This window comes from Yersinia ruckeri ATCC 29473 (genome assembly GCF_000754815.1).
GTDB classification, from domain to species: domain Bacteria; phylum Pseudomonadota; class Gammaproteobacteria; order Enterobacterales; family Enterobacteriaceae; genus Yersinia; species Yersinia ruckeri.
In genome coordinates this window covers 2,396,435-2,416,999 of the sequence record NZ_KN150747.1, presented here as the reverse complement: position 1 = coordinate 2,416,999, position 20,565 = coordinate 2,396,435, and the positions used below count along the sequence as shown (strand labels likewise).

Below are 20,565 nucleotides of genomic sequence, written 5' to 3'. Positions count from 1 at the left end.
GGAAACCATGCCAGTCCGACGAACAAAGAAAAACCCGAACATTCCGCTACAGGCACCCTTGGGAAGTCGGGCTTGACCCAGATTATTGCGACGTCGTCCCCGCGCCAAGGTGCATTTTAAGTAAGCTTTCTGGCGGCGGCGGGACTTGCAGATAAAAACCTTGTTCGCTCAATGCAGCTTTTACTTTATCAATATCGGCAGATGCCAGTTTTTTACGATCTGAGAGCGCTAGCATCATGGCGAATTGTGGCTGACCAAAACTGGCCAGTAGCTCAGGTGGAACGCGCGCGAAATCGTCTTTTTTTTCAACGTAAAGGTAGGTTTGATCCCGTTTAGGGCTTCTATAAATCACACAATACATGTTTTAAACTCAATTATAAGCGGACAATAATGTCCTGTATCCGTTGATGACTATATCATGCTTGAATCAGAATACAGGGACTTATAGCCTGCTAGGTTAACCGGTAACCTGCGGCAACATCAATATAGCGGCACAGCGCTAAGCCGATCATCAAACCAACATCCAGGCTGACAGTAAAACCGCTGGGTTTACCAAAGCAATTATTTTATTTCCGCCGGTGGTATTCATTCACAATGACGTTTCAGTCAACAATACAATACCGAGATTGTTCCGAAATTATATGACGGATGGATTTCATCTTACATAAAATAGCGAGCAAAACTTCCCGTGAAAAATATCAATAGGAAAAATAGATAAAATCAACCTGCCATACTTTGCTTTTCGGTTAGTTTACCTATGTCCCAGACAATCATGAATCCGATTTGTTTTTTTGCACAATTGCCGCATAAAGTCACAAATAACAGTGCGATATAGCGTAGCAGGCTAGCGAACATGACAAACTTGTGCTGTAATTTCAAAGTAAAACTTAATCATTGTGACAGAAAGGTTTCGATATATTGATACGGATAGATTTATGTTTATATTACCTATAACATGCGTAGGTACTTCGGAATATCGTACCCCGAGTGATATTCCGGGGATTTAACGTAGCTGAAACTGAGTCAGGATAGATGTCACAATCGCCAATTGAGTTAAAAGGCAGTAGTTTTACCTTATCGGTCGTTCATTTACATCATGCGCAGCCAGAGGTAATTCGTCAGGCATTGCAGGAAAAAGTGGACCAAGCTCCCGCTTTCCTGAAAAACGCCCCTGTTGTCATTAATGTAGCAGCGTTGCCTAGCGATGCTAACTGGAAAGATGTTCAGCAGGCTGTCACTTCAGCTGGCCTTCATATTGTTGGCATCAGCGGTTGTCGGGATGAGCGTCAAAAACGCGCAATTGCCCGTACGGGTTTGCCGTTATTGAATGAAGGTAAAGGCAAAAAAATGGCTCCCGAGCCAGTCAGCCCACCAGAAACGCCTCCGGTCAAAACGCGTATTATTAATACTCCGGTTCGTTCCGGCCAACAGATTTATGCCCGTAATTGTGATTTGATTGTTATCAGCAGTGTCAGTGCCGGCGCTGAATTAATTGCAGACGGCAATATTCATATCTATGGAATGATGCGAGGACGTGCGTTAGCCGGTGCTTCCGGCGATGCACAATGTCAGATTTTTTGCACACATCTGAGTGCTGAGCTAGTCTCTATTGCAGGGCAATATTGGTTAAGTGACCAAATTCCAAGCGATTATTCGGGCAAAGCCGCACGTCTTCATCTGTTGGATAATGCTTTAACCATACAACCTCTAAATTAAGCCCTTTTAACAAGGAATCCATTTCATGGCACGCATTATTGTTGTTACATCGGGTAAAGGGGGCGTTGGCAAGACCACTTCAAGTGCGGCCATTGCGACCGGCTTGGCCCAAAAAGGTAAGAAAACCGTGGTCATCGATTTTGATATCGGCCTGCGTAACCTTGATTTGATTATGGGATGTGAACGTCGGGTTGTTTATGATTTTGTTAACGTCATCCAGGGTGATGCCACCTTGAATCAGGCGCTAATAAAAGATAAGCGCACAGATAATCTCTATATTCTGCCTGCGTCTCAAACCCGTGACAAAGACGCCTTGACGGTTGATGGCGTCGAAAAAATCCTAAATGACCTTGGCGATATGAATTTCGAATTCGTGGTTTGTGATTCTCCGGCTGGCATTGAAAGTGGTGCACTGATGGCTCTTTATTTCGCTGATGAAGCCGTGATTACAACCAACCCCGAAGTTTCTTCCGTCCGTGACTCCGACCGTATTTTGGGTATCCTATCCTCAAAATCCCGCCGTGCAGAACGAGGCGAAGAACCGATCAAAGAACACTTGTTATTGACCCGTTATAACCCTGGTCGGGTAAATCGCGGTGATATGCTTAGCATGGAAGATGTCCTTGAAATCCTTAGGATTCCACTGGTCGGCGTTATCCCGGAAGACCAATCTGTACTGCGCGCATCGAATCAGGGTGAGCCGGTTATTCTGGATAAAGAGTCAGATGCGGGTAAAGCATATGACGATACCGTTGATCGTTTACTAGGAGAAGAACGCCCATTCCGCTTCATTGAAGAAGAAAAGAAGGGCTTCCTGAAACGCCTTTTTGGGGGATAAACCATGGCTTTGTTAGATTTTTTTCTGTCCCGCAAAAAACCGACAGCCAATATAGCCAAGGAACGGCTGCAAATTATCGTCGCTGAGCGTCGCCGTGGGGACAGTGAGCCCCACTATTTACCTGACCTCAAACGCGATATTTTGGCGGTGATTTGTAAATATATTCAGATCGATCCCGAAATGCTCCACGTCCAGTTTGAGCAGAAGGGGGATGATATTTCGGTATTAGAACTTAACGTGACATTACCGGAAACGGAAGAAACACCGAAATGATATCGGCATATCAAACATTCCCTGTATTTATTTACAGGGGATGCTTGAATTCTATTGGCTGGATATAAACACAGTAACCAAGTTTATTGTAAAATTAGCATCATCATATTCTGCAAAAAAAAACGAATAGCGAACGGATAAATTAACCGGTTTAAATAGATTTGTTTTTATGCAGTAGCCATATTAAGAGCAGAAGATAACCCCCCTGCTCTTAAATAAGATTAATACTGTTTAAGTATTTCCTCTAATTCCGTACCAAGCAAATCACCTCGCCATCCGGCTAATAACTCAGGCTGCTCTTCAAAGATTTTAAGTTTCCAATGCCAATTCAACAACTGGTTAATTTGACGACGGGAAGCCAGTAATTCATTGCTTAATCCACTGCGCTCACTGGTTGCCTGAATCAATGCTTTAATATCTTTGAAGACTTTCTTATAGCCCGGTTGGTCAATCAGGTTCGCGACGGGAGGTGGTAACTGATCATCCGGCACTGCATTACCTTCGACGACCAAAGCCAGCAACGTACGCCCGTGATAACGAATTTCCTGACCACTCAGGCCAAGAGAATCCAATTCACCCAAAGACGTTGGCTGATAACGCGCCACTTGCCACAGATTTTCTTCTCGTACGACAAAATTAACCGCCAGATCGCGTTCCCGCGCCTGACGTAAACGCCAGGAAGCCAGTTTTTGCAGGCAGGCCAACTGGTGCCCACGCAATTGCCAGGCATTGGTAATTTCGCGGTAAGCCAGCTCAGGATCGAGGGATTCACTGCGACGACGGCACAACAGTAAACATTCGTCCTCTGCCGCAGCCATGCGCCCAGCGGCCTCTGTAGCGGCCACCAGTTGCTGTGCCATCGGCAACAGATAAAACACATCAGCCGCCGCATAATCGCACTGTTTTTCCGTCAGCGGACGCGCTAACCAATCGGTGCGGGATTCACTTTTGTCTAGTTCTACCCCCTGAAGCTCCGCCACCAACATAGCAAAGCCACAGGATAAAGTACGGCCGGTAAAGGCCGCTAATACCTGCGTATCAATCATTGGCGTGGGTAATTGCTGAAACGCATTGAGAAAAACCTCAAGATCTTCACTGCCTGCGTGCAAGAATTTGACGACTGATTGATCCTGTAATAGCTCACGGAAAGGTTGCCATTCAGTAATCGGTAGTGGGTCAATCAGTGACAGTTGTTCACCGTCAAACAGTTGAATCAGGCCCAGTTGAGGATAGTAGGTACGTGTTCTGACAAATTCTGTATCCAACGCCACTTGGGCATGGTGACGAGCCTGCTCGCAGACTTGCTGCAACGCGGCGTCGGTAGTGATCAACTGATAATTCAAAACATCATTCTCTTGGTCGTTAACCTATGACAGACACAACAACGCCGGTGTTTACCGGCGTTGTTGATGATGAGCCTGTGACGAAGCCAGTTAAGCAGCGTTTTTGCTACTCTCCTTAACGGTTTCATCACGCAGTTCTCTGCGTAATATTTTGCCTACGTTTGATTTCGGCAACTCGTCACGGAACTCGACAATTTTCGGTACTTTATAACCGGTCAAATAACGGCGGCAGTGGGTGAGTAACTCATCTCGAGTCAGGGAAGGATCTTTTCTCACCACGAAGACTTTAACCGTCTCACCGGATAAATCATTCGGCACGCCAATAACTGCTGATTCCAATACCTTAGAGTGCAACGCTATCACATCTTCGATTTCATTAGGATAAACGTTGAAGCCAGAAACCAGAATCATATCTTTTTTGCGATCGACAATACGCAGGAAACCCATTTCATCAATGGTAGCGATATCGCCCGTGGCCAACCAGCCATCTTTGAGAACTTCGTCAGTCGCTTCAGGGCGTTGCCAATAGCCTAACATAACTTGCGGTCCACGCACCCATAGTTCGCCGGGCATACCCACAGCAACATCCTGACCGTTATCGTCGATCAGGCGAACATCCGTTGACGGCACAGGAAGACCAATACTGCCACTATAATGTTTTAAATCATAGGGATTCCCTGTTACCAGCGGTGAGCATTCAGTCAGACCGTAGCCTTCCAGCAAATGTTTGCCCGTCAGTTTTTCCCATTTTTCAGCAACCGCTTGCTGAACTGGCATGCCGCCACCAACGGAAAGTCGCAGTGTTGAGAAATCCAGTTTGTTGAAATCTTCATTATTTAGCAATGCATTGAACAAGGTATTCACGCCCGTCATTGCGGTAAACGGATAGCGAGACAGTTCTTTGACGGTACCCGGAATATCGCGGGGATTAGTGATAAGCAGGCTACGTCCACCCAATTCGATGAAAAACAAACAGTTCATGGTCAAGGCGAAAATATGGTACAGCGGCAGCGCGGTGACAACCAACTCCTGGCCTGGTAGCAGCAATGGCGAATAGGCTGCCTTTGCCTGCTCAAGGTTGGCCTGCATATTCCTGTGAGTCAGCATCGCCCCTTTTGCGACCCCCGTCGTGCCACCGGTGTATTGCAAGAAAGCCAAGTCACTGTTGGCGATATCCGGCTTCACATACTGTAAGCGGCGACCTTTCTGCAACGCAGTACGGAACGAAATCGCATCCGGCAAATAATATTTTGGCACCAGCCGTTTGATATATTTAACCACAAAGTTGACCAATGTTCCCTTCGCAGCTGAGAGTTGGTCGCCCATCCGGGTTAAAATAACGTGTTTAACCTGTGTATTAAAAACAACTTTTTCCAACGTATGAGCAAAGTTTGAGACAATCACAATGGCTGACGCGCCGCTGTCATTCAACTGATGTTCTAGCTCTCGGGGCGTGTACAGGGGATTGACGTTCACGACCACCATTCCTGCCCGTAAAATACCAAATAGGGCAATAGGATATTGCAATAGATTAGGCATCATCAACGCGACTCGGTCGCCCTGCTTCAGCCCTAAGCCATTTTGTAGATAGGCGGCGAAAGCACGACTACGCTCTTCCAGTTTACGGAAAGTCATTACCTCACCCATGTTGATAAATGCAGGCTGGTCCGCATAGCGCTGCGCCGCATTCTCAAACATTTCCACCAAAGAAGAATAACGATCCGGATCTATTTCCGCTGGAACATCTGCCGGGTAGCGTTTTAGCCATGCTTTTTCCAAGGTAGCACTCCTGAAATCATTGTTGATTGTCATATCTTCACCCGAATTCACCTCAGAACTTTAACAATATTTTAACTCAGCGTACCAGTTTGCTTTTAAACAATTTTGAGGTTGGGATGTACATCACTAATTTGCAGCGATCACTGTCAGAAAAAAAAACAAGGCGATCTACGTCGCCTTATCAATATATTATAAATCAATATATTACATAAATTCATGATTTGAATTTATTATAACCTATTGATTATAGACTATTTTCACTCCATCACATCTTGAAATCTGGGTAATTTTGTTGTTCTGGTGATAATCCAGTCAGATGGGTCAGATAATACTCGCTCGCTCTTTCGAACCGATCAACATCAGAACAGCTGACGTCATCGCCATTTTTGCCGTAAAAAAAACGGATGTCGAAAACTCGGCATCCGTTTATTGATTCATATTATTTTCAGGCGGTTATCATTCGGTCACTATGGTTTGGATCTGTGCCGGTCCGGTATCATACCAGCCCCAGCCAGGCCCCCACAGATTCCCCCGATACCCCCAAGGACCGATTGGACCTGGTGGCAACATCACCTGCTGGGAAACATTCCAGCGTTTATAACCGATGGCGTTAATCACCACGAAGTTATACGGTGTCATACCGATTTTCCCTGCCTCACTGCCGACAATGGGTCCAACGACGGTGACCAAATGGCCACGAAAATCAACCGGGTCAAGAAAAGCATTCACATAGGCAATAACTCTGCCCTGAGACGGTTCACCAAGAATAGGCCTGGCGGCAGAATCCAAGGGTACGCTGGCAATCTCCAGTCGAGTGCGCTGTTTTTCGTTGGTCACACTGACTACTGTGCCACCAAAGCGCGCTTCCTGCCCGATAAAGGCCTGCGGGGCATGACGTACCGCATTCAGGTTTTGCTGCGGTGTCGCTGTAGTACCTTTAATGGCATCGGGAATGGTGATGCAGCCAGAGAGTAATAAAGCACTTATTCCCACCAGCCCAAGCAGCCATTTACGTGGTAATTCACTGGTTGTCATAGCCCAAAGCTCCTTAATTAACCTTAAACTTTCAGACCGTCAATTCAGGGACAAGTTGCCAAATTTTATCGTCCGGGTAATTTTTTCCAAGTGACTTCATTCCGCAGATAAACCGGCTCGGCCTGCTCAACGGGTACGGCGGCACCGTTTTGCCACAGTTGACACGCCAGTGGCAGCATATCTTCCGCCTGCGGCAATAACATTTGCCCATCACTTAGTATCGCGGTGCTATCAGCCACCAGATCCGGATAGGTTTGCCAGCCGGTGCCGACATGAGCCCAACTGCCGCTGAGATCCTGCGTCATCTCCTGGACTTGTGCTGGCGTCAGCACCGCTTCGGTTTCGCTGCCAGACCAACTGCCATCAGCCTGACGCTCAAACTGTCCCCAGTACACTTCGCCCATGCGCGCATCAATCGCCGCCAGCACGCGTGTCGCACCGATTTGGCGAAAAGCGCCCTGCGCCATGGTTTGCAGGGTTGATATACCGATCATCGGTAAATTTGCTCCCAACGCCAATCCCTGACCGATGCCAATACCAATGCGCACACCGGTGAAACTGCCCGGCCCACGGCCAAAAGCCAAGGCATCCAGTTGAGAAAGAGCCAAACCGGATTCAGTTAGAATTTGCTGCACCAGCGGTAAAATACGCTGAGTATGTTCTCTGGCACAAAGTTCAAAATGGGCGAGGATCGCGCCGTCGTTCCAGAGTGCAACAGAACAGGCTTCTGTTGCGGTATCGATCGCTAAAATTCGCGTGGACATGCCAACCTCGGCAGGAAAAAGAATCTATATTCAACACAGGACGCGCATAATAGCACACCCAACAAGGCTTTACCTTCACTCCTGCCGTTTGAGGAAGGCTATCGCTTTAGTCAGATCGCGAGTACGCGGCGTTGGCGGTAAACTGTTCAGGAATACCGCACCATAAGGCCGCATAACCAATCGGTTGTCGCAAATAACCAGCACACCGCGATCGTCAATATCCCGGATCAAGCGCCCTACGCCTTGTTTCAAGGTGATCACCGCGTCAGGCAGTTGCACATCGTTGAATGGATCGCCACCGCGCAACCGACAATCTTCAATTCGCGCCTTCAATAATGGATCATCCGGCGAGGTGAACGGCAGTTTATCGATGATCACACAGGAAAGTGCATCACCCCGCACGTCCACGCCTTCCCAGAAACTGCTGGTCGCGACCAACAGCGCATTACCGGCCGCGACAAACTGCGCTAACAATTGCCCTTTACTGGTTTCGCCCTGCACCAACACTGGCAGCGTCATGCTGGCACGAAACTCCTCCGCCAATCCGCGCATCATTTGGTGCGAAGTGCAGAGGAAAAAACAGCGTCCCTGATTGGCATCAATCAACGGCTTAAGCATCTGCGCCAGTTTTTTCGCGCCACCAGGTTCATTCGCATTCGGCAGATCGCGCGGCACACAGAGTAAAGCCTGATTCGCATAATCAAATGGGCTAGGCAGCAATAACGTTTTGGCATCGGTTAAACCGAGTCGTTGCGTGAAATGCCCCAGTTGGTCATTGACCGATAAGGTCGCGGAGGTAAAAATCCAGGTTCCGGCCTTCTCTTCGATCAATTCGCGAAAACGGTCAGAGACCGATAGCGGCGTCAATGCCAGTACAAAGTGACGGGCATTGCATTCATACCAATAACTGAAGCCCGGCATGGTTACGTCTTTCAGCCGTTTTAGCCGATTGCGGTAAAGTGTTGCCCGCTCAAAAGCCGCATCTAACATGGCGGAACGACCCAGAGACAATTTCATTACGTCGTAACAAAGTTCCAGCGCATCATCCAAACGCAGTAACGCCCGCTGAATCGCCGGTTGTTGCAGCACGTCTCGCAAGTTGCCGCGGTATCCCGGCTCCCCAAGCTCCAAACGAAAATCCTGCGCACTCTGACTTAATCGGTCAGCACTTTTTTGCAATTGAGCAGAGTCTCGTACTTCGGTGCGATAAGCGATATTGATGTCTTTAGCCAAATCAATTAGCTGGCGACTGGTCAGTTGCTGACCAAAATACTGGCTAGCGATATCTGGAATCTGATGGGCTTCATCGAAGATCATGACATCAGCGCTGGGAATCAATTCGGCAAAGCCGCTTTCTTTCACCACCATATCTGCCAGGAATAAATGGTGATTAACCACCACGACATCCGCGTCCATCGCCCGACGACGAGCTTTGACCACAAAACAGTCCTGATACCTCGGGCAATCACCGCCCAGACAATTATCGTTGGTACTGGTGACCAACGGCCAGACAAAACTGTCTTCGGCAACATCGCCGCAGGTGCTGATATCACCATCAACGGTTTGAGCAGACCAACCACGCAAATGTACCAGATCCACCAAGGTTTCACCCGCCAACTCACCGCCAGCCAACGATTGTTGCTCAAGGCGTTCCAGACACAGATAGTTGGAACGCCCTTTTAACAGCGCCAATTTCCCTTTGAATTTCAATGCAGTTGCCACCGTCGGCAAATCACGGGAATACAGCTGGTCCTGTAGGGCTTTCGAACCGGTTGAAATGATGACTTTGCAATCCGCACGTAGAGCGGGAGCCAGATAAGCATAGGTTTTACCGGTCCCCGTGCCCGCTTCTACCACCAATTGTTGCTTGGCGATAATGGCTTCACCGATCGCCTGCGCCATCTTTTGTTGGGATTCTCGTGGATTAAAACCGGTTATAGCCTGCGCCAATGCGCCATTTGTTGCAAAATCGTCTGTCACGCTGTCTCTCTGGCAGGTCAAATCAGCCGTGATTATGCCAAGCAAGTGGCCGGGGCACCACACACATTATCGCTATCAGTTATGTTACCCTTAGGATTGTTACCAATAATGATATTCACACTAAGGAGTGAAAATGAGCATTGAACGCATTAATCCGGAAAAGCGCTGGTCTGACGCCGTCATCCATAACGACACCATTTACTACACCAGCGTACCTGAAAATCTGGATGCCGATATTACGGCTCAAACCGCCAATACACTGGCCGCTATCGACATGATTCTGAATCAGGTTGGCTCCAGCAAAAGCAAGATTTTGGATGCGACGATTTTTCTCGCCGACGCCGCTGATTTTGACGGTATGAATGCCGCCTGGGATGCCTGGGTCGTTGATGGCAGCGCACCGGTTCGTTGTACCGTGCAAGCTAAGCTGATGAACCCGCAGTATAAAGTGGAAATCAAAATTATCGCTGCACGTTAAAAGAATAAAAAAAAGTACCCCGTTTTGACCGGCTACCTTCAGACGGCTGGCAAATCTCGATCCAGCGATCTCTGGTGGGGAAGACAGGCAGAAGAGTCAATTGATGGCGTTTTGACGATCTGCCTGTTTTCACCCGCTATCTTGGCGCTTTCTGTCTGTTGGCGGTTATGCCATTTTGATCATAACCATCCCGGCCAGCAGCAGAGTCAGACCGATCCAGCCTTTATAATTCAGGCGCTGGTTAAATATAATCCAGCCAGCCGCAACGGTTGCAGCGATACCAAAACCCCCCCATAACGCGTATGCCACCGAAAGATCGATACCTTTTACCGCTTGAGCCAAGGCGCTAAATGCACCTAATACCGATAACAGAGATAAAATACCTAACCAAACACGACGAAAACCGTCGGACATTTTCAATAAAATGTTGGCAATAATCTCTAAAATTACCGCTAAAATCAAAAAGGCAATGTGGTAGAACTCAAGCTGCTGCATGATCCCCACCTGACTTGCCGGTTAATGTCGGCTGACCCGTTACCCTGGTTTTCAACACCGCTGGCAGTTTGATACCTTCGCCCTGTCCCGGTTTTTTTGGCTTACGTGTACCGGATTTAACCAGCATAATTCCCCCCACCAACGTCACCAGACCAGCAATTTTCAGTGGAGATAAGGTTTCATCAAACCATAACACGCTGAAAATAGTGATAATCAGTATGCCGATCCCTTCCCACAGTGCATATGCTACCCCCAATGCCACCTTCTTGACGGCCAAAGCCAGTAACACATATGAGCCAGTGATCATCACATACATCACTAAATGACCGGTAATTTCGCCGCTGACACTGGCATATTTCATCGAAAGGGTACCAATAATTTCGGTAACGATCGCTAAACCTAAAAAAATCCAATAAATCATAAAATCTCTCCTAACACGCGAAAACGCACGCTAAGGTCTATTTGTTACGGTTATCCTCATGCGCAGGCTGAAATCACAGATTGCAGACGTACACAGGCCGTAAGAAATAGAAACTCACTTGGCGTATAAAAAATGCTATGCCCGGATTATGCGGTAGGGAAATGCCGCGCCGGTTAAAGGAGAGTGACGCTAAAGCTCGCTACACCAGTGATGTTCACTGGCCAGAATGGCAGAAAGGAAAAGTTGGCAGGTTGACGTTTTGAAAGTAATTCCGTTTGTTTTAATCATAATGTTTCTCTTTTTTAGCCGCACATATTTCGTAGAACCGAGTGCGATTTGCCTCAAATCCTCATCAAATTAGAATAATTAACTGAGCTATTTGTACCATAGGCAAAAATAGAAAGCAAACCGCCAATTTAAAAAGAAACAGAGAAAAAAAGTTTTAAAAAGAGCACGTTAGTTATTTCAAAAAAACAAAACCCCCTAAATTTGGAGGTTTTGTTTTTCGACTAAAGCCGGAAATTCTTCTACCGCTTCAGTGGGTTAGACTGCTTATGCAACAGCGCCAGCAACAGCCTGTTTTGCCAGTTCGGTAATGCGGGCGTAATCGCCTTTTTCCAAAGCCTCTGCCGGAACCAACCAAGAACCGCCGATACATAGCACACTTTTCAGTGCAAGATAATCACGGTAGTTATTTGGTGTAATCCCACCGGTTGGGCAAAAACGGACCTGAGAGAACGGGCCACCAATGGCTTGTAAGGCTTTAACCCCACCGTTGGCTTCAGCCGGAAAAAATTTAAACTCTTTCAGGCCGTAGCTCATGCCTAACATCAGTTCTGAAACGGTACTGATACCAGGAATCAATGGGATCGACCCTGCGGTTGCCGCTTTGAGTAAATCGTCGGTCAGGCCTGGGCTGATAGCAAACTGCGCGCCAGCTTCGGTAACAGCAGCCAGTTGCTCAGGATTGAGTACCGTACCCGCACCGATAATCGCCTCAGGTACTTCCTGCGCAATAGCGCGAATCGCGTCTACCGCACAAGGGGTTCTCAAGGTGACTTCCAACACCCGCACTCCTCCCGCAACCAGCGCTTTAGCCAAAGGCACAGCCTGTGCAAGCTTATTGATGACAATCACCGGAACCACGGGACCTGCGGTCATAATTTGTTCTGCGCTTGTTTTCCAGCTTTTCATTGGTTGTTATCTCCACTTATGCCCTTTGAACCAGACTTGTCGTCAGCCCCAAGGGGGATTTGGGTTGCCCTAGGGCGTTGGTTAAAAAGATGGCACCCAGCCGAAGTCCCAAGGAAAGTGACCCGTCCTTCACACTGTCTACCATCATGAAATCAGAACTCAGCCGTTGAATGGCTCTTATTATCGCGCAGGTGTCGTGCCAGTGAATTCATCCAGGCATTCCCTTGTGGATGCACTACCCCGCCGAACGGTGGCTAACTGCGCCTCGGGTCACGGGGTAGCGAGATGACACTATGACTGTTGGCGATTACTCGAACTCGTTCCAGGAACGACCATCACGAGTAATCATGGCCACGGAGGCAACAGGCCCCCAGGTTCCGGCCTGATATGGCTTAGGTGCTTCATTATCCGCCGCCCAAGCTTGCATGATGGAGTCAACCCACTTCCAAGCCTCTTCCACCTCATCACGACGAACAAATAGCGCTTGAATGCCACGCATGGTTTCCAGCAACAAGCGTTCGTAAGCATCAGCGATATGCTCTTCGTTGAAAGTTTCAGAGAAACTTAAATCCAACTTGGTGGTTTGCAGGCGATGTTTATGATCCAGACCCGGTACTTTATTCAGGACCTGAATTTCAATGCCTTCATCCGGCTGTAGGCGAATCGTCAGTTTATTCTGCGGTAACTGTTGATATGATTCACTAAACAGGTTCAACGCAGGGTTTTTAAAGTAAACCACCACTTCTGAACATTTGGTCGGCAAACGTTTACCGGTACGCAGATAGAAAGGGACACCAGCCCAACGCCAATCATCAATATCCACACGGATAGAAACAAAGGTTTCAGTTTTACTGCTTTTATTCGCGCCTTCTTCTTCCAGATAGCCTGGTACTTTGTGGCCCTGAACAAACCCGGCGGTGTACTGCCCACGAACGGTGGTTTCACGCACGTTGGTCTGATCGATACGACGCAGCGAGCGCAACACTTTGACTTTTTCATCACGAATACGGTCAGTGGTTAAATCGGCTGGCGGTGACATGGCAATCATGGTCAGGATTTGCAGCAAATGGTTTTGAATCATGTCGCGCATTTGTCCTGCCTGATCGAAGTAACCCCAACGACCTTCGATACCCACTTCTTCTGCAACGGTAATCTGCACATGATCGATCGTGCGGTTATCCCAGTTGGAGGCGAACAGTGAGTTGGCAAAACGCAGCGCCAATAGGTTCAGCACCGTTTCCTTACCCAAATAGTGGTCGATACGGTAAACCTGACATTCGTTGAAATATTCAGCAACCTGATCGTTAATCACCCGTGACGAGGCCAAATCGGTCCCCAAAGGTTTTTCCATCACCACCCGGGCTGGATCTTTATTCAGTTTGGCTTCACCCAAGCCTTTGCAGATGGCACCAAAAGTACTTGGCGGCATGGCAAAGTAGTTGATGGTAGTGCGATTTTCCTGATCGAGCATCTTCCCGAGCTTGGCGAAATGCTTGCTGTCGTTGACATCCAGATTACAAAAATCCAGTCGGCTGCTGAGTTTCTGCCAAAGTTCGTCATTCAGCTTTTCTTTCATGAAGGTGTCGAGGGCTTCCTTCACCACATTAATGTACGCGTCTTTATCCCAGTCAGCCCGACCCACGCCAATAATACGTGTATCAGGATGGATATGACCCGCTTTCTCTAACTGGTAAAGGGAAGGCAGCAGTTTTCGGCGTGCCAGATCACCTTTAGCGCCGAAAATAACCAGGTCGCATGCCTGGGCTGTATTAGTTACCGCCATGTATTTCTCCTCGTTGCAGGATATTTGTAATTTTCTTACATCTCTAATGTACTCTTTTTGACTATAGCCAGTAAACCCAGATAAAAAGACGGTCAAAACGGTTATAAAACATCCCTATTAGCGCTAAGCCGCGTCAAATCAGGCCGCACAGAGTAAAAATGTAATTTTATGACTTTTTTGATCACCTTTTACCATTCTGAAAATTAGACACAGGTCATATTCTGATGAAAAAGGCTTAGTTCACCATCAATGCCTCTGCCCACAGGTCTCGGCTCGTAGTATATTTCCATTAAACCGGCATAGATTTCTCCTTTGAATGAAATCGACAAAAACCATGGGTGACTCTCGCTATATGAATACGCTGGAAAAGATCCAAAATAATCTGGACCTCCTGAGCAAATCTGAAAGGAAAGTCGCCGAGGTAATACTTGCCTCCCCACAAACTGCCATTCATTCTAGTATTGCTACACTGGCAAAAATGGCCAATGTCAGCGAACCAACGGTCAATCGTTTTTGCCGTCGTCTGGATACCAAAGGTTTCCCCGATTTTAAACTGCATTTAGCTCAAAGTCTGGCAAATGGCACACCTTATGTGAATCGTAACGTCGAAGAAGATGATAGCGTTGCCGCTTATACCAGCAAAATTTTCGAGTCGACAATGGCCAGTCTGGATATGGTGAAAACCCATCTGGATATCGCAGCGATCAATCGAGCGGTAGATTTACTCACTCAAGCCAAGAAAATTTCCTTCTTTGGTCTGGGTGCCTCTGCCGCCGTCGCCCATGATGCCATGAACAAATTTTTCCGCTTCAATATCCCGGTCATCTACTTTGATGACGTTGTCATGCAGCGTATGAGTTGTATGAATTCCGGCGAAGGTGACGTCGTGGTACTGATTTCCCACACTGGCAGAACCAAGAATCTGGTCGAAATGGCTCGATTGGCTCGGGATAATGACGCTACAGTGATTGCGATAACCTCGCGCGATACACCACTGGCGGCAAAAGCGACCTTGCCATTGATCCTGGATGTGCCGGAAGATACCGATGTCTATATGCCAATGGTGTCACGAATCGCTCAGTTGACGTTGATTGACGTGCTGGCCACCGGATTTACATTACGACGCGGCGATAAATTCAGGGATAACTTGAAGCGGGTCAAAGAAGCGTTGAAAGAATCGCGCTTTGATAAAGGAACGTCCTTAACCAGTCTTATTGAATGATCTACAGTAGAGAAAATAATATCGCTCAGCACTTATCAATTTTGATTCTGAGTCGATAACCTACTAAATAGCATTGTTTACATTCGGATGCAGATAATTTTGGTGAAACATTTTTATAGTTTAATATTATTTAATAATCAGGTTTCGTTATCTGCGGTTTTTACAACACCAAAGCTTCACCAGTCAACGGAGTAATGTATGTCCACACGGCTCAGAAGGACCAAGATTGTCACTACCCTGGGGCCGGCTACCGACCGCGATAATAATCTGGAAAAGGTGATTATCGCGGGTGCAAACGTAGTCCGCCTGAATTTTTCCCACGGCACCGCTGAAGACCAAATAGAACGCGCCAATAAAGTGCGTGAAATTGCCGCGCGATTAGGCCTGCACGTAGCTATTCTTGGCGATTTACAAGGGCCAAAAATTCGCGTATCCACCTTTAAGGAAGGTAAAGTTTTCCTTAATATTGGCGATAAGTTCCTGCTGGATGCCAATCTGGGTAAAGGTGATGGCGATAAAGATAAAGTGGGTATCGACTACAAAGGCTTGCCTGCCGACGTGGTGCCTGGGGATATTTTGTTGCTTGATGATGGCCGGGTTCAGCTAAAAGTGCTGGAAGTTCAGGGCATGAAAGTCTTCACCGAAGTGACTGTTGGTGGGCCACTGTCCAACAATAAAGGTATCAATAAACTGGGCGGCGGTTTATCTGCCGAAGCCCTGACCGAAAAAGACAAGGCTGACATCATCACCGCAGCAAAAATTGGCGTGGATTATTTGGCCGTTTCCTTCCCGCGTACTGGCGAAGATTTGAATTATGCCCGTCGCTTGGCTCGTGATGCCGGTTGTCAGGCGAAGATTGTCTCCAAAGTTGAACGTGCTGAGGCCGTCGCTACCGATGAAGCAATGGATGATATTATTCTGGCATCTGATGTTGTGATGGTCGCTCGTGGCGATCTGGGCGTTGAAATTGGCGACCCAGAATTGGTCGGTATCCAGAAAAAATTGATCCGCCGTGCCCGTCAATTGAATCGCGCAGTTATTACTGCCACACAAATGATGGAATCGATGATCACCAACCCAATGCCGACTCGGGCAGAGGTCATGGATGTGGCAAACGCCGTGCTGGATGGCACCGATGCCGTGATGCTTTCGGCGGAAACTGCTGCCGGTCAGTATCCGGCAGAAACCGTGGCGGCGATGGCCAGCGTATGTCTGGGTGCAGAAAAAATCCCAAGCATCAACGTATCCAAACACCGTCTCGATGTGCAATTCGATAATGTCGAAGAAGCTATCGCCATGTCTACCATGTATGCCGCAAACCATCTGAAAGGTATCACGGCGATTGTCGCCATGACCGAATCAGGTCGTACCGCATTGATGATGTCGCGCATCAGTTCGGGTTTACCGATTTTTGCTATGTCTCGCCATGAGCATACTCTGAATCTGACCGCCATTTACCGTGGTGTAACGCCGGTGTATTGCGCTAATCACACCGACGGTGTGATTGCAGCCAACGAAGCGGTTAACTGTCTGCGGGATAAAGGCTACCTCGAATCAGGTAATTTGGTCATTGTGACACAAGGCGATGTGATGGGTACCGTGGGTACGACCAACACTTGCCGTATTATTCGCGTGGAATAACTTTTCATCGCTAATAAAAAAGCCAGTCAGCGAGAAGTTGACTGGCTTTTTCTTTATTTATACACCATTAACAGCAGCGGAAATATCAGAGATCTTTACGCACGTAAGGCTCGATTTCACCCTCTTTTCGGGTTTTCAACAGCTTAAGAATCCAGGTGTATTGCTCAAGATTCGGGCTGACCAGCGCCTCGACCTCTTCATTCATTCGACGGGCAATATAAACATCGTCAGCATCTGCCAAGTCATCCATTGGTGGACGAATATAAATATCAAGGCGATGTTCACGATAGTTATAAACTGGAAACATCGGCACAATCGCTGCCCGACACACTTTCATCAACCGACCTACCGCAGGCAAGGTTGCTTTATAAGTTGAAAAGAAATCAACGAACTCGCTTTGTTCTGCACCGTAGTCTTCATCGGGTAGATAATAACCCCAAAAACCTTGGCGAACAGAGCTGATAAACGGCTTAATACCACTTTCACGGGCATGAATACGGCCACCAAAACGCAAGCGGGCACTATTCCATAAATAATCGACCAATGGGTTACGTTGATGATGGAACATCCCCGCAACCGGTTTGCCCTGCCCGGCCAGCAGCATGGCCGGAATATCTATCGACCAGGCATGCGGCACCAACAAAATGACATTACGACCTTGCTGCTGTAATTCATCTAAAACAGATTCACCGTGCCAATGAACACGAGACAATACATGTTTTGGATCGCGGAAACACAGTTCTGCCATCAGCATCATCGGTTGAGGGGCGGTGGCAAACATCTTGTCAATAATCTGCTCACGTTCCCCTTCACTCAAATGGGGCATACAATAGAGAAGATTTATACGCGCTCGCCTACGCGCACCTTTCGCCAATTTACCCGCGAAACGGCCAATGCCCGCCAGCATGGGATCACGGACCTTGACGGGCAAATAAGCCAGCGCAGCCATCACGCCAACCCCCAGCCATACGCCCCAGTAGCGCGGATGCAGGAATGATTTCTGGAATACCGGAATAAAACCAGCGCTATCGTTTTTCTCTTTTTGCATCAGAAAACTCTTTGAATAAGCTGATCAGCATCATAATTGCGAAGATTGAGAATGCAATAATTATGCTGATCGCATAAAGCGGATATCAGGTTTCAAACTACCCGACTAATGACTCCTGACCGCTACTGTTGCCCACTCGCAACCTCGCATGCCAGTGATTATTTTATTCTTGCCCCGCAATTGCGGGGCAAATAGATCGGACTAGTCAAGCAGCAACTGCGGTATCACTTCTTTTGCAATCGCCAAGTAATCGCTGCGATCCTTGCCACTCAAGCCTTCCGAACGTGGCAATTTCGCTGTCAGCGGATTTACTGCCTGTTGATTGACCCAAAATTCATAATGCAGATGTGGCCCAGTAGAACGCCCAGTGTTACCGGATAATGCGATGCGATCACCACGTTTAACTTTCTGACCAGGTTTAACCAGCAGTTTTTTCAGATGCATAAAACGCGTGGTGTACTGGCGACCATGACGAATCGCAATATAGTTACCTGCAGCACCGTCATACTTCGCTATCACCACTTCGCCATCACCGACGGCCAACACGGGTGTACCAACCGGCATAGCAAAATCGACGCCCTTGTGTGGTGCAACCCGACCAGTCACCGGGTTAAGACGACGAGGATTGAAATTGGAAGAAACCCGGAATTGCTTCATGGTCGGGAAACGCATAAAACCACGAGCTAACCCTGAACCTTGACGATCGTAGAATTTCCCATCATCCGCGCGAATAGCATAGTAGTCTTTCCCGCCGGAGCGCAGGCGAACACCAATCAGTTGGCTTTGCTCACTGCGTCCATCCAGCACCTCTCGGGACATCAACACTGAGAATTGGTCGCCTTTACGCAATTTGCTAAAATCCAACTGCCATTGCAACGCTTTGGTTACGGCGCGAATTTCAGTATTGGTCAACCCGGCTTTTTTGGCGCTATTGACAAAACTGCCATCCAGACGACCGGTCAGAACGCTGTTCTTCCATTCGCCCTTCTGCAATTCTTTGGTTTCTTTAAAAGTATTACCCACACGATTATAAGTACGGGTTTCACGGCGAGAAACTTCCCAAGTCAGACTTTGTAAATCACCACTATCATTCAAGGTCCAGGAGATTTGCTGACCGATCTTCAAATTACGCAAGTCTCGATTCTGCGAAGCCAACAGTGTCACATCAGACATCTCGACACCGTACTGGGTCAGAATATTTCCGAGGGTATCACCGGTTGAAACTACATACTCGTGGACGCCATGTTCATTAGCATCTTTGGTATCCAGCTCGTCTTGAGGAATTTCGTCTTCTGGCGTGGTTTGATCAATCGGTTCACTGGCATCGGGAGCCAGGATATGTGCTCGACTGGTATCGAGTATCACACTTTTTGCGATGATATCGTGTTCTGGATGATAAACAAATGGCCGCCATACGGCGACGGCCAACGTCACTACGGTCAACGACCCCAACATCACTCGATGGGGCCGCGGTAAGTTGTTATACGCCAGAGCGATAGTTCGGACTATCTGCTGCACTTAAGAGTATCCTTATAGTCTCACTTCAGGCAGCTCACGTACTGATTGGATAACTGAGTTAAAAACGTAACATAGCTATCTTTCCCGAGTACGATACCGCTGCCCAGCGGGTCTAGCGTGCCTGAACGCACCTGAGTCCCCTTGGCAACGGCATCAATTATGGCCGGCCTGAATTGTGGCTCAGCAAAAACGCATACCGCTTTTTGCTCAACCAACTGTGTTCGAATTTGATGTAAACGCTGTGCGCCGGGCTGTATTTCGGGGTTGACTGTAAAGTGACCCAATGGAGTCAAGCCAAAGTATTTTTCAAAGTAGCCATAAGCGTCATGAAAAACAAAGTATCCCTTACCCTGCACAGGCTGCAGCATATTAGCAATTTTTTCGTTGCTTTGCGCTAGTTGATCCTCGAATTGGCGCAGGTTTGCATCTAATTTGTCCCGTTTTTGTGGCATAAGTTCCAATAATCGATCGTGAATGGCGATTGCCGTCAATTTTGCAATATCGGGTGACAACCAAAGATGCAGGTTATACTCGCCGTGGTGATGCTCATCACTGTGATGATCTTTAGCATGATCATGGTCATGCCCTACGCTTTCCCCTTCGTGCTCATCGTGTTCCTCACCTTTCATCAATAATGGTTTGACCGACTTTAATTCTGATAAGGCTATCTTTTTATTATCAGCCAGTTGCGATAAGGGTTTAGATAAAAACGCTTCCATTTCCGGTCCGACCCAAATAACCAACTCAGCACCACGTAAACGCTGGACATCAGAGGGACGAAGAGCATAATCGTGTGGCGAAGCGCCATCGGGCAGTAATACTTCCGTCGGCAGGACGCCATCGGCAATAGCCGAGGCGATAAATCCCAAAGGACGAACTGAGGTTACTACTGCGGCAGAAGCACTATTGACCGCACCTGTCACTAAAATGGTGCCGATCAGCAAAGTGCTTTTCAGCCACTTGTTTTTTTGTAACATAAAGTTATTTCTCGTTAACATGATAAGTTATCTCGTCCTTTTCGCTGGAAAAGCGTAATA

The 20,565-nt window shown here is 47.7% G+C and carries 19 protein-coding genes; 6 read left to right on the top strand and 13 right to left on the bottom strand.

The window, feature by feature from the left end; translation table 11 throughout:
• Nucleotides 1-82: 82 nt before the first annotated feature.
• Nucleotides 83-361: a YcgL domain-containing protein gene (locus DJ39_RS10700; protein ID WP_004719824.1), complete on the bottom strand. Its 279-nt coding sequence runs from the start codon at nt 359-361 to the stop codon at nt 83-85.
• Nucleotides 362-1,032: 671 nt separating this feature from the next.
• Here DJ39_RS10700 and minC point away from each other — a divergent pair.
• Genes minC through minE form a run of 3 tightly spaced genes read left to right on the top strand, consistent with a single transcriptional unit; the run spans nt 1,033 to nt 2,827 of the window.
• Nucleotides 1,033-1,716, top strand: coding sequence for a septum site-determining protein MinC (gene minC / locus DJ39_RS10695; protein WP_004719822.1), 684 nt, complete (start codon nt 1,033-1,035; stop codon nt 1,714-1,716).
• Nucleotides 1,717-1,741: 25 nt separating this feature from the next.
• Entirely contained in the window at nt 1,742-2,554 is an 813-nt protein-coding gene (gene minD, locus DJ39_RS10690) for a septum site-determining protein MinD (protein WP_004719820.1), read from the top strand.
• A gap of 3 nt (nt 2,555-2,557) precedes the next feature.
• Nucleotides 2,558-2,827 carry a cell division topological specificity factor MinE gene (gene minE, locus DJ39_RS10685; protein ID WP_002211180.1) on the top strand — a complete coding sequence of 90 codons (270 nt, stop codon included), beginning with the start codon at nt 2,558-2,560 and terminating at the stop codon, nt 2,825-2,827.
• A 221-nt stretch (nt 2,828-3,048) separates the two neighbouring features.
• On the opposite strand, the gene rnd is transcribed toward minE, so the two are convergent.
• The 5 genes from rnd to yoaA all read right to left on the bottom strand — a co-directional run bounded on the left by rnd (nt 3,049) and on the right by yoaA (nt 9,728).
• Complete coding sequence (rnd, locus tag DJ39_RS10680) at nt 3,049-4,170, bottom strand: ribonuclease D (RefSeq protein WP_004719818.1); 1,122 nt, start codon at nt 4,168-4,170, stop codon at nt 3,049-3,051.
• A 90-nt stretch (nt 4,171-4,260) separates the two neighbouring features.
• The gene (gene fadD, locus DJ39_RS10675) at nt 4,261-5,949 is read right to left on the bottom strand and encodes a long-chain-fatty-acid--CoA ligase FadD (protein WP_038242430.1); all 1,689 of its coding nucleotides are present in this window, start codon (nt 5,947-5,949) and stop codon (nt 4,261-4,263) included.
• Nucleotides 5,950-6,405: 456 nt separating this feature from the next.
• Nucleotides 6,406-6,984 carry a Slp family lipoprotein gene (locus DJ39_RS10670; RefSeq protein WP_004719814.1) on the bottom strand — a complete coding sequence of 193 codons (579 nt, stop codon included), beginning with the start codon at nt 6,982-6,984 and terminating at the stop codon, nt 6,406-6,408.
• 65 nt (nt 6,985-7,049) lie between these two features.
• Entirely contained in the window at nt 7,050-7,748 is a 699-nt protein-coding gene (gene tsaB, locus DJ39_RS10665; protein WP_004719813.1) for a tRNA (adenosine(37)-N6)-threonylcarbamoyltransferase complex dimerization subunit type 1 TsaB, read from the bottom strand.
• A 75-nt stretch (nt 7,749-7,823) separates the two neighbouring features.
• The gene (gene yoaA / locus DJ39_RS10660) at nt 7,824-9,728 is read right to left on the bottom strand and encodes a DNA repair helicase YoaA (protein ID WP_038242427.1); all 1,905 of its coding nucleotides are present in this window, start codon (nt 9,726-9,728) and stop codon (nt 7,824-7,826) included.
• Nucleotides 9,729-9,861: 133 nt separating this feature from the next.
• Here yoaA and DJ39_RS10655 point away from each other — a divergent pair, with 133 nt between their 5' ends.
• Complete coding sequence (locus DJ39_RS10655) at nt 9,862-10,206, top strand: RidA family protein (RefSeq protein WP_038242424.1); 345 nt, start codon at nt 9,862-9,864, stop codon at nt 10,204-10,206.
• Nucleotides 10,207-10,371: 165 nt separating this feature from the next.
• Here the strand turns inward: DJ39_RS10655 and mdtI are convergent, their stop codons facing one another.
• The 4 genes from mdtI to zwf form a co-directional block, all read right to left on the bottom strand.
• A complete protein-coding gene (gene mdtI / locus DJ39_RS10650; protein WP_038251349.1) occupies nt 10,372-10,701 on the bottom strand; it encodes a multidrug/spermidine efflux SMR transporter subunit MdtI in 330 nt (109 codons plus the stop codon).
• Nucleotides 10,688-11,122, bottom strand: a complete 435-nt coding sequence (gene mdtJ / locus DJ39_RS10645) for a multidrug/spermidine efflux SMR transporter subunit MdtJ (protein WP_004719806.1) — start codon at nt 11,120-11,122, stop codon at nt 10,688-10,690. The genes mdtI and mdtJ overlap by 14 nt, the downstream gene beginning before the upstream one ends.
• Nucleotides 11,123-11,674: 552 nt before the next feature.
• Nucleotides 11,675-12,316, bottom strand: a complete 642-nt coding sequence (locus DJ39_RS10640; RefSeq protein WP_004719804.1) for a bifunctional 4-hydroxy-2-oxoglutarate aldolase/2-dehydro-3-deoxy-phosphogluconate aldolase — start codon at nt 12,314-12,316, stop codon at nt 11,675-11,677.
• 307 nt (nt 12,317-12,623) lie between these two features.
• Complete coding sequence (zwf, locus tag DJ39_RS10635) at nt 12,624-14,099, bottom strand: glucose-6-phosphate dehydrogenase (RefSeq protein ID WP_004719802.1); 1,476 nt, start codon at nt 14,097-14,099, stop codon at nt 12,624-12,626.
• Between the two features lie 316 nt (nt 14,100-14,415).
• Between zwf and DJ39_RS10630 the strand changes: the two genes are divergently transcribed.
• Entirely contained in the window at nt 14,416-15,321 is a 906-nt protein-coding gene (locus tag DJ39_RS10630) for a MurR/RpiR family transcriptional regulator (RefSeq protein WP_004719799.1), read from the top strand.
• A 198-nt stretch (nt 15,322-15,519) separates the two neighbouring features.
• Nucleotides 15,520-16,962 carry a pyruvate kinase gene (gene pyk / locus DJ39_RS10625; protein ID WP_038242417.1) on the top strand — a complete coding sequence of 481 codons (1,443 nt, stop codon included), beginning with the start codon at nt 15,520-15,522 and terminating at the stop codon, nt 16,960-16,962.
• A gap of 85 nt (nt 16,963-17,047) precedes the next feature.
• Here the strand turns inward: pyk and lpxM are convergent, their stop codons facing one another.
• The 3 genes from lpxM to znuA all read right to left on the bottom strand — a co-directional run bounded on the left by lpxM (nt 17,048) and on the right by znuA (nt 20,505).
• Nucleotides 17,048-18,010: a lauroyl-Kdo(2)-lipid IV(A) myristoyltransferase gene (gene lpxM / locus DJ39_RS10620; protein ID WP_004719795.1), complete on the bottom strand. Its 963-nt coding sequence runs from the start codon at nt 18,008-18,010 to the stop codon at nt 17,048-17,050.
• A 201-nt stretch (nt 18,011-18,211) separates the two neighbouring features.
• Nucleotides 18,212-19,528 carry a murein DD-endopeptidase MepM gene (mepM, locus tag DJ39_RS10615; protein WP_038242415.1) on the bottom strand — a complete coding sequence of 439 codons (1,317 nt, stop codon included), beginning with the start codon at nt 19,526-19,528 and terminating at the stop codon, nt 18,212-18,214.
• Between the two features lie 20 nt (nt 19,529-19,548).
• Entirely contained in the window at nt 19,549-20,505 is a 957-nt protein-coding gene (znuA, locus tag DJ39_RS10610; RefSeq protein ID WP_004719792.1) for a zinc ABC transporter substrate-binding protein ZnuA, read from the bottom strand.
• Between the last annotated feature and the right edge of the window lie 60 nt (nt 20,506-20,565).

Bases quoted from the DNA above. Each gene is read 5' to 3' on its own strand.
- tsaB (WP_004719813.1), bottom strand. From the start codon at position 7,748: ATGTCCACGCGAATTTTAGCGATCGATACCGCAACAGAAGCCTGTTCT.
- znuA (WP_004719792.1), bottom strand. From the start codon at position 20,505: ATGTTACAAAAAAACAAGTGGCTGAAAAGCACTTTGCTGATCGGCACC.
- DJ39_RS10655 (WP_038242424.1), top strand. From the start codon at position 9,862: ATGAGCATTGAACGCATTAATCCGGAAAAGCGCTGGTCTGACGCCGTC.
- DJ39_RS10630 (WP_004719799.1), top strand. From the start codon at position 14,416: ATGAAATCGACAAAAACCATGGGTGACTCTCGCTATATGAATACGCTG.
- minD (WP_004719820.1), top strand. From the start codon at position 1,742: ATGGCACGCATTATTGTTGTTACATCGGGTAAAGGGGGCGTTGGCAAG.
- zwf (WP_004719802.1), bottom strand. From the start codon at position 14,099: ATGGCGGTAACTAATACAGCCCAGGCATGCGACCTGGTTATTTTCGGC.
- DJ39_RS10640 (WP_004719804.1), bottom strand. From the start codon at position 12,316: ATGAAAAGCTGGAAAACAAGCGCAGAACAAATTATGACCGCAGGTCCC.
- mdtI (WP_038251349.1), bottom strand. From the start codon at position 10,701: ATGCAGCAGCTTGAGTTCTACCACATTGCCTTTTTGATTTTAGCGGTA.
- pyk (WP_038242417.1), top strand. From the start codon at position 15,520: ATGTCCACACGGCTCAGAAGGACCAAGATTGTCACTACCCTGGGGCCG.
- minC (WP_004719822.1), top strand. From the start codon at position 1,033: ATGTCACAATCGCCAATTGAGTTAAAAGGCAGTAGTTTTACCTTATCG.
- DJ39_RS10700 (WP_004719824.1), bottom strand. From the start codon at position 361: ATGTATTGTGTGATTTATAGAAGCCCTAAACGGGATCAAACCTACCTT.
- lpxM (WP_004719795.1), bottom strand. From the start codon at position 18,010: ATGCAAAAAGAGAAAAACGATAGCGCTGGTTTTATTCCGGTATTCCAG.
- mdtJ (WP_004719806.1), bottom strand. From the start codon at position 11,122: ATGATTTATTGGATTTTTTTAGGTTTAGCGATCGTTACCGAAATTATT.
- minE (WP_002211180.1), top strand. From the start codon at position 2,558: ATGGCTTTGTTAGATTTTTTTCTGTCCCGCAAAAAACCGACAGCCAAT.
- DJ39_RS10670 (WP_004719814.1), bottom strand. From the start codon at position 6,984: ATGACAACCAGTGAATTACCACGTAAATGGCTGCTTGGGCTGGTGGGA.